The following is a 13,840-nucleotide window of genomic DNA, read 5'->3' as shown; positions in this document are numbered from 1 at the left end:
ATAGAATCGCCGATATATAGGATAGACACAGCCGTCCTGAAAAGGACGGCAATGCTGTTTTCTTTTGCCGCTGCTGGAGGGTACAAGCCTTTTCTATCTATAAAATGACAGAATTTAGAAGCGCACAGCTGATAGTTTTGTGTTACAATGACCTAGGAACAGATTACAACTTTGTAACATATGTAGACAGACACCCTTGTCCCCATGATACACCACAACGAAGATTAAGGAGATGGCAGAATGAAAAGCAAGACTTTGAGAAGAATGATAGGTGGAAGCGTAGCCGCTGTTATGGCGCTTGGCATTTCTCTTCCATTACAAGCAAACGCAGCAGCAGCCGGTGCCCCTGCGGCAGCCGGATCAGATATGAATTTCGCACAGCTCATGGACTATTTCACACAGAACAATTCGAAGACCTTTGTACTGGGTGGCAATACGTACACTGTCACTAAAACCTTTGTATACACAACGCCAGCTGCAGCTGCCCCGGCAGCACAGCCGGTAGCTCCGGCTAAGCCGGTTGCAACAGCAGCACCAGTGGCTACAGCGGCCCCGGCAGCAACTGCTAAGCCAACCCCGGCCCCCGTTGCCACTGCAAAACCTGTGGTAACCCCTGCCCCATCTGCGGTTCCTGCAGTTGGCAATAATGCCTCCAGCTACACACAGCAAGTAGTCGCACTGGTGAACAAAGAGCGCGCTGCAGCTGGACTAGCCCCTGTCTCCGCACTGGACAGCCTGAACAAAGTGGCTGCGGCGAAGGCTGCGGACATGCGCTCGAACAACTATTTCTCACACACTTCTCCGACCTACGGATCACCTTTCGATATGATGTCGGCGTTCGGCATTACGTATAAGGCGGCTGGTGAGAATATCGCTATGGGCCAGAAGACCCCTCAGGAAGTTATGACGGCTTGGATGAACAGCCCGGGTCACAAGGCTAACATCCTGAGCGCGAATTTCAACTATATCGGTGTTGGCTTCGATAATAATTACTGGGTCCAGGAATTCATCGGTAAATAAAGTTACGTTAACTCCGCCCTCCGGCATTGCCGGGGGCGTTTTTATGTTTTTAGGATATTAAAGTAATATTGGTCTTGATACGATTAGCGCAGCGCTATCGTGCCGCAGTCCGCGGTCTTGCACGATCAGCGCAGCGCCATCGTGCCGCCCTTACTGCTTCCACCGTTTAGGTGTGAAGCGGCGGAGGGGATTTTGGAACTGTAGGAGCGAATGCGTCCGCCTTTGTCTCCGAATTTTAACCGTATAACGGTTCATTCAATAAATTTGGAGACAACAGCGGCCGTAAGTCCAAAATCCCCGCAGCCGCGCCCCCACCTAAACCCCCCTACGGTTTGCAAATTGTGCAAAGAAGAATTATGTTTATCTACATAGTTAATAATGTTGTGAATGATGGAAGAGGCAGAAGAGTACGGCAGATGGAGGGATAGCTTTGAAGGATTCCAAATGGACCTGGAGGACAGTAAGCCTGGTGTCCATCCTGGCAACTTTACTTTTGATTACAGGATTTGTGTATGCAGTGGGCGATATCCTGAACCCGAAGGGGGAGCAGTTCCTCTCCTCCCTTCCGCAGGAGACGGCTGCACCGACAGCTGCGGCAGATGACGAATACAAGATCCTGGCGCTTGGCGATTCTTTGGCCAAAGGGACCGGTGACAACTCCGGGCAAGGGTTCGTTAAACGGACCGTGGATGCCTTGTCGGCCAATGGAGGAAAGGCAGAGCTGCTGGGCAATATGGGCATTAACGGCTTGACCACAGCTGCTTTACAGAGCAAGCTTCAGGAGGAAGGGGTACAGTACGCGCTGCGTCAGGCGAATGTCATCCTGATCTCCATCGGCGGGAACGACCTGTTCCGGGGCTCGGATATTCTGGGCACAGGCGGGAGCAGCGGACAAGCAGCCGCCTCTGCGAAGCCTTCGGAGCAAGCGGTACCTCAGAGCACAGAAGCCCCTGCCAATAACAAGGTAGAAGGCACTACTCCGGTTCCAACCGCGTCTGCAGGTGATCTGACCCCGGAATCGCTTCTCTCCGCTCTGCCTGGGGCCGCCAAACGGCTGGGCAGCATACTGGATACAGTTGCAGAAGTGAATCCGCAGGCCCAAGTCTATTACATCGGACTGTATAATCCCTTTGGAGATATCGAGGGGCTGCTAATTCCCGGCAATCAGGCGGTAACAGCGTGGAATAATGCGGCGATGGATATGATCAACAGGCATCAGAACATGACACTGGTCCCGACCTTTGACCTGTTTGACCGTCATTTGGCGAAATATCTGTCAAATGATCATTTTCACCCGAACGGGGACGGTTATCAGCGGATGAGCGAGCGCATTGTACAAGCGGTTCGTTGAATCGGATGATTTTTTTTGAACAGAAATGACTGTGGCAAGGAGCTGTATAAGATGGCGAGAACCATTCATGAGGCACCGGGGGAAGAAGTCGTTCTGTCCGCCCGGGGAGTCCGTAAAAAAATCGGCCGCAAATGGATTATAAATGATGTCACGTTTGATGTGAAAAAAGGCGAAATCTTTGGCTTTCTCGGTCCGAACGGAGCAGGCAAAACCACAACCATCCGCATGCTGGTGGACCTGATCCGCCCGAGCGAAGGGACGATTACCGTCTGCGGCTATAATATGAACCGGAATCCGGAAAAAGCGCTGCAATACGTCGGCTCTATTGTCGAGAATCCCGAGGTCTACACATATCTGACGGGCTGGGAGAACCTGCAGCATTTCGCCCGCATGCAGCCCGGAGTAGACGCGCAGCGGATTGCCGAGGTCGTTGAAATTGTGCGGCTCGATCAGCGCATCCAGGATAAAGTCAGCACGTATTCGCTGGGGATGCGCCAGCGGCTCGGTATTGCCCAAGCTCTGCTCGGCCGTCCCCGGCTGCTGATTCTCGATGAGCCGACCAACGGCCTGGACCCCAAGGGGATCAAGGAGCTGCGCGAATTCATCCGTAAGCTGGCAGACGAAGGGCTGGCGGTCTTTGTGTCCAGTCATCTGCTGAGCGAAATTCAGCTGCTGTGCGACAGGGTAGCCATTATCAGCAAAGGCCGTGTACTCGCTGTTGGCGCTGTAGACGAGCTGGTTGCCCGTAACTCGCCTTATGTCCTGTGGGAGCTGGAGCCGCTTCAGCGGGCAAGAGACATCATGGCCGGGCGGCCGGATATCGCGCTGCTTCATCTGGACGAGGTTACCCTGGATGACTCGGTCATCGCAGGCATGGGCGTGAATTCCCTCGTTACGGCGATGGACGAGGAGCTGATCCCGGAGATTGTTGCCGTGCTGGTTGCACAAGAGGTGGAAGTCCGGGCTGTGCATAAAATCAACCCTACACTGGAACAGCTATTCTTGAAGCTAACGGAAGGTGAAGCCATTGACTAACCTGCTGCCGCTCATCCGAAATGAGTGCCTGAAGATTATTAAAAAGAAACGTTTCTATGTCATCCTGCTCATCCTGCTTGTGCTGGTGCCAATGTTTACCTATGCGCAAATGCGCATAGCCGAGCGCAGCCGTGACAAATTTAACTCTGACTGGAGGCTGGAGATCCAGCAGCAGATTACCGATAACCAGAATTCGCTCGGCAGCGACCGGATTCCGGAGGAATGGAAGTCGTACCGGCGGATTTTTCTCCAGCAATTGCAGTATTATCTGGACCATGATGTGAATCCGAACGAGCCGAGCGGAGTAACGTTCACCCGGGAGTTTGTCAATAATTCCGTCTCCCTGTTCATTCCGCTGCTGATCATGGCGGTTGCCTCCGACCTGGTCTCCGGGGAGCGGACGACAGGCACGATCAAAATGCTGCTGACCCGCCCGGTCAGACGCTGGAAGGTACTGTTCAGCAAAATGGTAGCGCTGCTGATGTTCGTCTCGCTGATTGTCCTGTCCGTATTCGTAATCAGCTATCTGATATCTGGGCTGGCTTTTGGCTATAAGGGGTTCAATGTTCCAGTCTTTACAGGCTTCCAGCTAAACGGTGATACTGTGGATATGACGAAGGTTCATGCCGTGGAGCAGTGGAAGTATCTGCTGATGCAGGGCGGGTTGATCTGGTATGTCAGCATCGTGGTGGCCCTGCTGGCCTTCATGGTGTCGGTGCTGGTCCGCAGTACGGCTGCGAGCATTGTAGTGATGATGGCAGCGCTGATTGCCGGAACGATCCTGACGAATATGGCCTCCGCCTGGACGGCGGCCAAATATTTATTTATGGTCAATATGGAGCTGACGACTTATTTAGCGGGCACTCCCGCGCCGATAGAGGGCATGACACTAGGCTTTTCGATGGCGGTTCTGGGCATTTGGGGACTTGCGGCCGTAATCATTTCATTCGCCGTCTTTACGAAACGGGATATTTTGAATTAGAATGTACAAAGTGAACGAAAACGTTTGTTTGCATTTTTAGAGAGACAGGAAGACAAGTGAAGGAGGAGCATGAATGCTCGAACAGATCGATATGTTTGCAAAAGTCTCTAAGAACGGCGAAGCAGGCCGGACTGGATACGATGCTGACGACATTCAGGTGCTCGAAGGTCTGGTTGCGGTCCGCAAACGGCCCGGCATGTATATTGGCAGTACGAGTTCCTCGGGTCTGCACCATTTAGTATGGGAAATAGTAGATAATGCCGTAGATGAGCATTTGGCCAAGTTTTGCTCGAAGATTGATATTACACTGCGTAAAGACGGATCGGTGACCGTTATTGACAACGGACGCGGAATACCGACCGGAATGCACAAGACAGGAGTCCCAACGCCGCAGGTGGTATTCACTATACTGCATGCAGGCGGCAAATTCGGCGGCTCCGGCTACAAGAAGTCGGGCGGCCTGCACGGGGTCGGGGCTTCAGTAACCAATGCGTTGTCCGAGTGGCTGGAAGTGGAGATTTACCGCGAGGGCAAGATTCACCGTCAGCGCTTTGAATACTGGGTCGACAAAAGCGGAAAAGAACATGTCGGTGAGCCAGTGACCGGTCTTGAGATACTGGGGAATACGAATAAGACCGGTTCGAAGATTACCTTCAAGCCGGATGTTCGCGTCTTCGCTGCGGGCATTTCATTCAACTATGATACGCTTGCAGAACGGGTACAGGAGATCGCCTTCCTGAATTCCGGGCTTAGAATCAATCTGAGCGACGAGCGCAGCGGGCGTCAGGATGAATTCTTCTACGAAGGCGGCGCCAGCCAGTTCGTGCAATTCCTGAACGAAGGCAAGGATGTACTGCACGATGTAATCCATTTCAGCTCCGAGAAGGACGAGATTGAGGTGGAAATCGCGCTGCAGTATAATGCGGGGTATACGGAGACGATCGCTTCTTTTGTCAACTCCATTCCTACCCGCAGCGGGGGAACACACGAGACAGGCTTCAAGACAGCCTATACCCGTGTACTGAATGATTACGCCCGCCGCACGCAGCTGCTCAAGGAGAAGGATAAGAATCTGGAGGGCAATGATCTGCGCGAAGGCATGATGGCGGTCATCAGTATCAAGATGTCGGATGTGGAGTTTGTCGGACAGACGAAGGATCAGCTCGGAAGCGCATCTGCCCGCAGTGCCGTGGACTTCATCGTCTCCGAGCGGATGGCGCGGTTCCTGGAAGAGAATCCCCAAGTTGCACAGAGTCTGCTGAAAAAATCGATCCAGGCCTCCAAGGCCCGTGAAGCGGCCCGCAAGGCCCGTGATGAGATCCGCAGCGGCAAGAAGCGCAGTGAGAGCTCGAACCTGGGCGGCAAGCTGTCACCTGCACAGTCCAAGGACGTTACACGTACCGAGATCTTCATCGTCGAGGGCGATTCAGCCGGTGGCTCCGCGAAGCAAGGCCGGGATTCCAAGATTCAGGCGATCCTGCCGCTGAAGGGCAAGCCGATGAACCCCGAGAAGGCCAAGCTGCTTGATATCCTGAAGAATGACGAATACAAGGCGATCATTTCAGCAATCGGTGCGGGAATCGGGCCTGATTTTGCCGTGGAGGACAGCAATTATTCCAAAATCATCATTATGACCGATGCCGATACGGACGGCGCACATATCCAGGTGCTGCTGCTGACCTTCTTCTACCGCTACATGAAGCCTCTGATCGATGCCGGCAAGGTCTATATCGCCCAGCCGCCGCTGTATAAGCTGACACGTAAATCGGGCAAGCTGGAGACGGTCCGCTATGCCTGGAGCGATGAGGAATTGCAGAATTATCTGAAGGAATTCGGGAAGAATTTCGAGCTGCAGCGGTACAAGGGACTGGGTGAGATGAACCCGGACCAGCTGTGGGAGACTACGATGAATCCCGATTCGCGTACGCTGCTTCAGGTGCAGATCGAGGATGCCGCCAAGGCGGAGCGCCGCGTCTCCACGCTGATGGGCGATAAGGTCGACCCGCGTAAGCGCTGGATTGTCGAGAACGTCGACTTCACGGAGATCGTGGAGTAACAAAGATCGTAAGTAGTAGTGGGAAGTGACGATACCTTCCGCTGTTTTTAATTTTTTGATGATCGGTTTAAGCGATAGCGGCTGGTTCTTGAATTCAATGGATTGTGAACTATGTTTTGATAAACTGATACAAGGGAAAGTAACGGAGGGGATTTTGGAACTGTAGGAGCGTCAGCGTCCGCCTTTGTATTTAGATTTCATCCGCTAGGCCTATGAATCAGAAATCTAAATACAACAGCGGCCGGAAGTCCAAAATCACCGCAGTTACGATCTTACCTGTTATCAAAATATTGTTTGGTTTTTGAATTCAATAACGCAAGAGCGCAGCGGTCAGATCATCAAGCTTTAAAAACGCGGACAGAATGAGGAACAGAAGGTGAAGAGGATATGAGCAGTTTATCAGAGCAATTTTTGCCGGCTTTTCTGGAAGAGGTCGTGGGTGACCGGTTTGGCCGGTATTCCAAATATATCATTCAGGACCGGGCGATCCCCGATGTGCGCGACGGGCTGAAGCCCGTGCAGCGCCGGATTCTGTATGCCATGTACGATTCCGGCAATACGCCGGATAAGCCATACCGCAAGTCAGCCAAAACCGTCGGTGATGTCATGGGTAACTACCATCCCCACGGGGACTCCTCGATCTACGACGGGATGGTGCGGATGGCACAGCCGTGGAAGATGGGGCATGTGCTGGTAGACGGACACGGCAACTGGGGTTCCATGGATGATGACCCGGCAGCGGCGATGCGTTACACAGAAGCGCGTCTGTCTCCGATTGCCATGGAGATGATGCGCGATATTGAGAAGCGCACCGTACTGTTCAAGGACAACTTCGATAATACGGCCAAGGAGCCGGTGGTTGTTCCCTCCCGTTATCCGAATCTGCTGGTGAACGGGACGAGCGGGATTTCGGCCGGATTCGCCACGGAGATTCCACCGCATAACCTGCGGGAAGTCATCGACGCCTGCATCGCGGTCATGCAGAAGCCGGACATTGCGCTTGAGGATATCATGACCTTCATCAAGGGGCCGGACTTCCCGACAGGCGGAACCATTATGGGCGGAGACGGCATTATGGATGCTTACCGCAGCGGCAAAGGCCGTATCTATCTACGTTCCAAGACGGAGATTGAGAATCTGCGCGGCGGGAAGCAGCAGATCGTGATCACCGAGGTGCCTTTCCAGATCGTGAAGTCACGCCTGGTGACCTCCATGGAGAACATCCGTCTGGAGAAAAAAATTGAAGGGATCGCCGAGGTCCGCGATGAGAGCGGCCGTGAGGGCCTGCGCATCGTGGTGGAGCTGAAGAAGGAGGCAGATGCACAAGGCGTCTTAGCCTATCTGCTCAAAAAAACCGATCTCCAAGTCACCTACAACTTCAACATGGTAGCCATCGTTAACAAGGCTCCGCAGCAGCTGGGGCTCAAAGCGATCCTTGAAGCTTACATTGCCCATCAGCGCGAAGTGGTCACTCACCGTACCCGGTTCGATCTGGAACGGGCGGAGGACCGTGCCCATGTCTTAGAGGGACTGGTCAAGGCGCTGAATATTCTGGACGAAGTGATCGCTGCCATCAAGGCATCGAAGAACCGCCAGGATGCCCAGAATAATCTGGTATGGATGTTCGGCTTCAGCGAAAGACAGGCTGATTCTATCCTCACCTTGCAGCTCTACCGTCTCACCAATCTGGAGATTCATTCGCTGCAGAAGGAGCTGGATGAGATGCTGGCCCGGATTGCTGTGCTCCAGGGGATTCTGGACAGCGACAAGAAGCTGATTACCGTTATCCGCAAGGAGCTGCTGGAGATCCGTGACAAATACGGAATCGACCGCCGTTCCCTGATTCAGGGAGAGGTAGAGGAGCTTAAGGTTAACATGGAGGTTCTGGTCAATGCGGAGGATGTGCTGGTTGCGCTCTCTGCGGACGGCTATATCAAGCGGACCGGCATGCTGTCCTTCACCCGTTCGGGCGGGGAGCGCCACTCTTCAGGCGTCAAGGATGGCGATCATATCGTCAAGCTGCTGGATCTGAATACCCGGGAGAGCCTGCTCGTATTCACCCGCAAGGGTCAATACTTCCTGCTTCCCGTGCACCAGATTCCAGAATTCAAATGGAAAGATTCGGGGACGGCCATCGTCAACGTGATCGGACTGAATAAGGGAGACAGTGTCGTCAGTGTACTGCCGGTCGGCAACCTGGAGGACCCGCTGGCCAGTCTGGTCTTCATCACCCGCAAGGGGCAGGTGAAGCGTACCGAGCTCAAGGAGTACTCTACAAGCCGTTCCGGAGCCGTTGCCGCCTGTAAGGTGGCCGAAGGCGATGAGATCATTACAGTGGCGCACAGCAGGGGTGACAAGGACATCGTGCTGATTACCCGTGAGGGCATGAGCATCCGTTTCCGTGAGAATGAAGTGAATCCTATGGGCCGGGTGGCCACAGGAGTTAGGGGAATTCAGCTCCGTGAAGGAGATGAGGTGGTCTCCTGCTTCTGGGTCAGCGAGGATGAAGGTGAGATCCTGGCGATATCTGACATCGGTTATGCCAAGCGCTCCCTGATGGTGGATTATCCTTCACAGAGCCGCGGAGGCAAAGGGATGCCAACCTTCGAGTTCAAGGAAGGCAAGCGTGTCCGCCCGAACGGCAGCAGGCTGGCAGGCGCATTCTATTGCAAGGAGCCGCTGGAGGTGACCGCCATCACCCAGAGCGGCGCGGTACATTCCTTCTCTTCCGAATCGGCACCGATTGCTGAACGCCGTTCTACAGGCAAGCAGCTGGTTGCTGTCGAGAAGAAGGACGAGATCGCCATTCTTTTTCAGGCAGTCAAGTAAAATATAATACCGCATGGAACGGCGCGGGCAGCTCAGGAGTAACAGGCTGCCCGCGCTTTTAATTTGGGGGGAATAGTTGCAGATATGATTTTATTTTTTGGCCTTGAAGGATTTGGAATTTTTCTGGCGAAAAAGTAAATATACCTTATAGAGATCCGCAGGAAAGGAAGGAATAAGTGTGCACTCCACTGAATTCAGTAAAATCTGGCATAAGATATTAAAGGACTATAAGCTACATATGGACAGCAAGCTTGCCCCTACACTGACTGATGCCCAGCTTACCGTACTGGAATTACTGCAGGAGCGTGATGCGATGAAGCCTTCTGATTTGGCCCCTCATCTGGCCACCAGCCCGGCGGCCGTAACGATGCTGCTTGACCGGATGGAGAAGCATAATCTGATTGTCCGTGAACGCGATGCCTCAGACCGCAGAATTGTCTGGGTGAGCATCACCGAGACAGGCCAGCGGGAGACGCTGCGCGGACTGAAGGTCCGCAGTGATTTTTTTGCAGAAGCGCTGGACCCCATTTCCTCCCATAATCAGCAGCTGCTGCTCTACCTCATGGGCAAGATGGCGGTTGCCCCGGCCGTGGATGACGCAGCTTCGGTACAGTCCGTATAAGCACCTACTGAGAACCTATATGATCATGCAAAAAAGCAGGCTGTCCGTTAAAGGATAGCCTGCTTTTGCATTTGCGGAGTCCAAAGATTCCAGGGATAGGAACGGGGAGGCAGGGAGAGCAGCTCGACTTCTTCCTTGGTCACCGGATGCGGGAACCGGGTGAGTGCAGACCATAAGGCAATCTGCTGTCCCGGTCTGTTCACGGCCGCGCCGTACTTCTGATCTCCATATAGCGGACATCCAACATCGCTGAGCTGAACGCGGATCTGGTGGGAGCGGCCGGTCAGCAGGTCAATCCTCACCAGCGAATAGCCTTCTGCCGTACCAATCACGGTATAATCAAGGATGGCTTGCTTGCCGCCTGGCGTTCCCTCCCGGACGGCCTGGACGGTATTGCTCTTAGGGTCCTTCAGCAGCGTATGCTCCAGCCGGGCCTCTGCGCCCGGAAGCTGACCATGCACCACTGTCAGATAGACCTTCTGGAAGGCGTGGGTGCGCACACTCTCGGATAGCCGGGAGGCTGCCTTCGAGGTCTTGGCAAAGATCATCGCACCGCCTACAGGCCGGTCCAGCCGGTGAACCAGGCCCATGAAGACGTTGCCCGGCTTCGCGTAGCGTTCCTTCACATCTTCCTTCAGCAGGGTCAGCAGATCCGGGTCGCCTGTAGCATCCTCTTGAACGGGAATGTTCACAGGCTTCACAATGCCGAGCAGATGGTTGTCCTCATATAGAATCTCGAACCGGGAGGGGCTGCTGCCGGATTCTCCTGCTGCGCCGTTATTCGTTCCGGTCATGGCTTACGCCTCCCAGCGGCCCAGAATCCCGCAAGGCAGATTCATGCCGGAGGCTGTAATCGGCAAGCCGATCTCACCGGAATTCAGCTTGCCGCCATAGCGCTTGCCCATCGTCATTGACAGCATGTTGCGCAGTACGGTTGGCGAGATGCCGGTCGTGTAGGAGTTAATCAGCATGAATAACGGACGGTCGCTCATAATCTCCATGCAGCTCTCCAAGAACGGATAAAGACTGGATTCGAGCTTCCACATTTCTCCGCCCGGCCCTCTTCCGTAGGACGGCGGGTCCATAATAATAGCATCATATTTGCTGCCGCGGCGCTGTTCGCGCTGGACGAACTTGAATACATCATCGGTAATGAAGCGGAGCGGCTTGTCGGCAAGACCGGACAGGGCTACATTCTCCTTGGCCCATTGAACCATCCCCTTGGCTGCATCGACATGCACGACGGAGGCTCCGGCACTTGCTGCCGCAACAGTGGCTCCGCCGGTATAAGCGAACAGGTTGAGGACGGAGATCGGCCGGTTAGCCGCTGCGATCTTGTCCATCATCCAGCGCCAGTTGGCCGCCTGCTCCGGGAACAGCCCGGTGTGCTTGAAGTTCGTTGGACGGAGGTGGAACTTCAGCTTGCCGTAGCTGATTTTCCAGTCCTCCGGTATCGTCTTCTTCATCTCCCACTGCCCGCCACCGGCGGAGCTGCGGTGATAATGTCCGTGTACATCCCGCCATTTGGCGCTCTCGCTGGCCAGCGGCCAGATGATCTGCGGGTCCGGCCGGCGCAGGATAATATCGCCCCAGCGTTCGAGCTTCTCCCCGCCCCCGGTATCGATCACTTCATAGTCTTTCCAATCACTGGCTAGATACATTATTAATCCATCCTTCAAAAAGTCATTTAGCCTTTATTGTACAACATTTAAGCCTGCAGCTACAAACAAAATGGTTGCAAAGCAGCGACTATTCCCAGTGTAGCCAACAAGCAAGAGGCGTATAATATTACCAGGAAAAGCAGGGCAGATCATTTTGCAACATAATCATTCAGTAAGCAGGGGGCTTGGCCAATCGAAAAGCAGGTGTTCTGGCACTTCGTACAGGGATTGTGTATGATCTGAATACAAGGTTACAGCAAAGGAAGGAGGCTGCACTGGGATGTATAATCTTTCGGCGCTGTATCATCCGATAACGGCCAATCCGGCCGGGGGCGGCGAGTATCTGCCGGGCAGGCTGCTTCAGCCGTATATCCGCTGCTACTGGGGATCAGGAGCACAGCCCCGGCTGCCGCAGCAGACGGAGACTATCATACCTGATAGCTGCATGGACATCATATGGGAATGGGATGAGCGGACAGGGGAGTCCGGCGGGATTTTTTGCGGGATTAACGACACTCCGTTTGAGGCAGGACAAGCAGCACAACCTGTTACGACAGAGCGTTTCGCCATCCGGTTTCATTTCTGGTCCGTTCATTTGTTCGCAGACGAGCCGCTGACGGAGGTATTGAATGTTCATGTTCCGGTAGAGTATTATTTCAGAACCTTCCGTAAGGAGCTGGGAGACAGGCTCCAGCATATCCGCACAATGACTGAGCGCATCGCTGCTGCTGAAGCATTCCTTTTGCGGAGATTGGAGCGGGGAAACCGCAGCAGTGACGGGATGATGAACGCGGTCCACAGGCTGCTTACAGCACGTGGGATCATGACGGCAGGGGCGCTGGAGAGCAGCTCGGGCTTAAGCAGCCGCCAGCTTGAACGGCTGTTCCGGGAGCATATCGGCCTTCCGCCCAAAAAGGTGGCCGATCTTATCCGTTTCCAGAATGTCTGGCGTGACCTGTACCGTTCCTCCCAGACCAAGGGCGTAATGCAGGATATGGTGTTCACCTACGGGTACAGCCACCAGTCGCATTTGATCAACAATTTCAAGAAGTTCGCAGGCAGAACTCCGCTGGATGCGCTGAGTCATGCCCGGCGCTGATGTCGTTTTTTTGCAATACAAGCTATTCAGGCAGAAGTACAATGAGGATAGAACGGCTGACACCAGCCCGATCACAATACAAGCAATGAAGGGAAGGATATCATTATGATTACAGCTTTTGACGGCATCAACCTGTACAGTAAAGACCCCGTAGCTCTGGTAGCATTCTATTCGGAGGTACTGGGCATTCCGGTTCCATTCGAGGGCTATGGAGAAGCTGGCGGGGCCAAAATTGCGATAGACGCCAGCCAGCCCGGCATCATTATATGGAACGCAGACAAGTGGGAGAACCTTACCACCGGCACCGTTAATCTGGTATTCTCCTGCGGCAGTCTGGACGAAACGTATGAGCAGCTGAAGGCGAAAGGACTGGATTGCCAGCCTCCTGCAACCATGGAGTACGGCGGTAAAGAGATGAATTTCCGTGATCCCGACGGCAACGCAATTACCTTGCTGGAAGGCGGATATTAATCGTTCCACACATCATATGATAATAGTAATACTAAGCAGCGTCAGCTCCGGGCAGCAGTTATGTCCTGGACTGGCGCTGCTTGTATTATGCGGCAAGGGTGGCCAGGATAAGAGAAGGATCGCTTTTTTAATATTGACAATGATAATCATTATCAAATAGAATGAGATTAACACAGTATTAAGGTAAGTAAGATGCGGTCTGCTTAAGGGACCGGATTATAGAGAATACATTTCATTTGGACCCTGGGAGGATAAAAGTCATGGCTAAAGTGCTAGTGGCATATGCCAGCTTGACTGGCAATACGGAGGAAATCGCTGAATTGATCGTGGAAGGAATACGCGCGGCAGGCGGAGAGGCCGTACTGAAATCGGTCATGGACTGCAATGCGGATGAGATAAAAGCGTATGAGGCTGTAATGCTGGGTGCGTACACATGGGGAGACGGCGAGCTGCCGGATGAATTCCTGGATTTCTATGAAGAGCTGGATGAGCTGGATCTCAGCGCCTGTAAGGCGGCGGCCTTCGGAAGCGGAGACACCGGGTATGCGATCTACTGCGGAGCAGTGGATCAGATTGAAGAGAAGCTGAAGGAGCGCGGGGCCGAGATTGTGCAGCCCAGCCTGAAGATTGAATACGGTCCGAATGCAGCGGAAAAAGAGGCTTGCCGCACTTACGGGCGCCAGTTCATCGAGATCTGTGCGGCGGTCTCTTAAG

At 53.8% G+C, this 13,840-nt stretch carries 12 protein-coding genes; 10 read left to right on the top strand and 2 right to left on the bottom strand.

Annotated features, from left to right (window positions below):
* Positions 1-240 precede the first annotated feature (240 nt).
* The 7 genes from NST69_RS18950 (at position 241) to NST69_RS18920 (ending at position 9,895) form a co-directional block, all read left to right on the top strand.
* Positions 241-1,020 carry a CAP domain-containing protein gene (locus NST69_RS18950; RefSeq protein ID WP_051478722.1) on the top strand — a complete coding sequence of 260 codons (780 nt, stop codon included), beginning with the start codon at positions 241-243 and terminating at the stop codon, positions 1,018-1,020.
* Positions 1,021-1,450: 430 nt separating this feature from the next.
* A complete protein-coding gene (locus NST69_RS18945) occupies positions 1,451-2,371 on the top strand; it encodes a GDSL-type esterase/lipase family protein (RefSeq protein ID WP_339249240.1) in 921 nt (306 codons plus the stop codon).
* Positions 2,372-2,422: 51 nt separating this feature from the next.
* The gene (locus NST69_RS18940; RefSeq protein WP_339249239.1) at positions 2,423-3,406 is read left to right on the top strand and encodes an ABC transporter ATP-binding protein; all 984 of its coding nucleotides are present in this window, start codon (positions 2,423-2,425) and stop codon (positions 3,404-3,406) included.
* Positions 3,399-4,388 (top strand): ABC transporter permease, encoded by a 990-nt coding sequence (locus NST69_RS18935; protein WP_036732948.1) that lies wholly within the window; start codon positions 3,399-3,401, stop codon positions 4,386-4,388. The genes NST69_RS18940 and NST69_RS18935 overlap by 8 nt, the downstream gene beginning before the upstream one ends.
* A gap of 73 nt (positions 4,389-4,461) precedes the next feature.
* Positions 4,462-6,444, top strand: coding sequence for a DNA topoisomerase IV subunit B (gene parE / locus NST69_RS18930; protein WP_036732950.1), 1,983 nt, complete (start codon positions 4,462-4,464; stop codon positions 6,442-6,444).
* Positions 6,445-6,831: 387 nt separating this feature from the next.
* Positions 6,832-9,273: a DNA gyrase subunit A gene (gene gyrA / locus NST69_RS18925; RefSeq protein ID WP_342546878.1), complete on the top strand. Its 2,442-nt coding sequence runs from the start codon at positions 6,832-6,834 to the stop codon at positions 9,271-9,273.
* A gap of 178 nt (positions 9,274-9,451) precedes the next feature.
* Complete coding sequence (locus tag NST69_RS18920; protein WP_036732955.1) at positions 9,452-9,895, top strand: MarR family transcriptional regulator; 444 nt, start codon at positions 9,452-9,454, stop codon at positions 9,893-9,895.
* Positions 9,896-9,942: 47 nt separating this feature from the next.
* Here the strand turns inward: NST69_RS18920 and NST69_RS18915 are convergent, their stop codons facing one another.
* Complete coding sequence (locus NST69_RS18915; RefSeq protein WP_036732959.1) at positions 9,943-10,689, bottom strand: RluA family pseudouridine synthase; 747 nt, start codon at positions 10,687-10,689, stop codon at positions 9,943-9,945.
* Positions 10,690-10,692: 3 nt separating this feature from the next.
* Entirely contained in the window at positions 10,693-11,556 is an 864-nt protein-coding gene (locus NST69_RS18910) for a class I SAM-dependent methyltransferase (RefSeq protein ID WP_036732961.1), read from the bottom strand.
* Between the two features lie 280 nt (positions 11,557-11,836).
* Here NST69_RS18910 and NST69_RS18905 point away from each other — a divergent pair, with 280 nt between their 5' ends.
* The 3 genes from NST69_RS18905 to NST69_RS18895 all read left to right on the top strand — a co-directional run bounded on the left by NST69_RS18905 (position 11,837) and on the right by NST69_RS18895 (position 13,839).
* Positions 11,837-12,655 (top strand): helix-turn-helix domain-containing protein, encoded by an 819-nt coding sequence (locus NST69_RS18905; RefSeq protein ID WP_339249237.1) that lies wholly within the window; start codon positions 11,837-11,839, stop codon positions 12,653-12,655.
* Positions 12,656-12,760: 105 nt separating this feature from the next.
* Complete coding sequence (locus tag NST69_RS18900; protein WP_036732967.1) at positions 12,761-13,126, top strand: VOC family protein; 366 nt, start codon at positions 12,761-12,763, stop codon at positions 13,124-13,126.
* 260 nt (positions 13,127-13,386) lie between these two features.
* The gene (locus tag NST69_RS18895; protein ID WP_036732971.1) at positions 13,387-13,839 is read left to right on the top strand and encodes a flavodoxin; all 453 of its coding nucleotides are present in this window, start codon (positions 13,387-13,389) and stop codon (positions 13,837-13,839) included.
* Position 13,840: the final 1 nt, after the last annotated feature.

The organism is Paenibacillus sp. FSL P2-0089, assembly GCF_038595095.1.
GTDB lineage: Bacteria > Bacillota > Bacilli > Paenibacillales > Paenibacillaceae > Paenibacillus_AQ > Paenibacillus_AQ silagei.
Note: the sequence above shows the minus strand (reverse complement) of the source record. Positions and strands in the feature narration are given on the sequence as shown.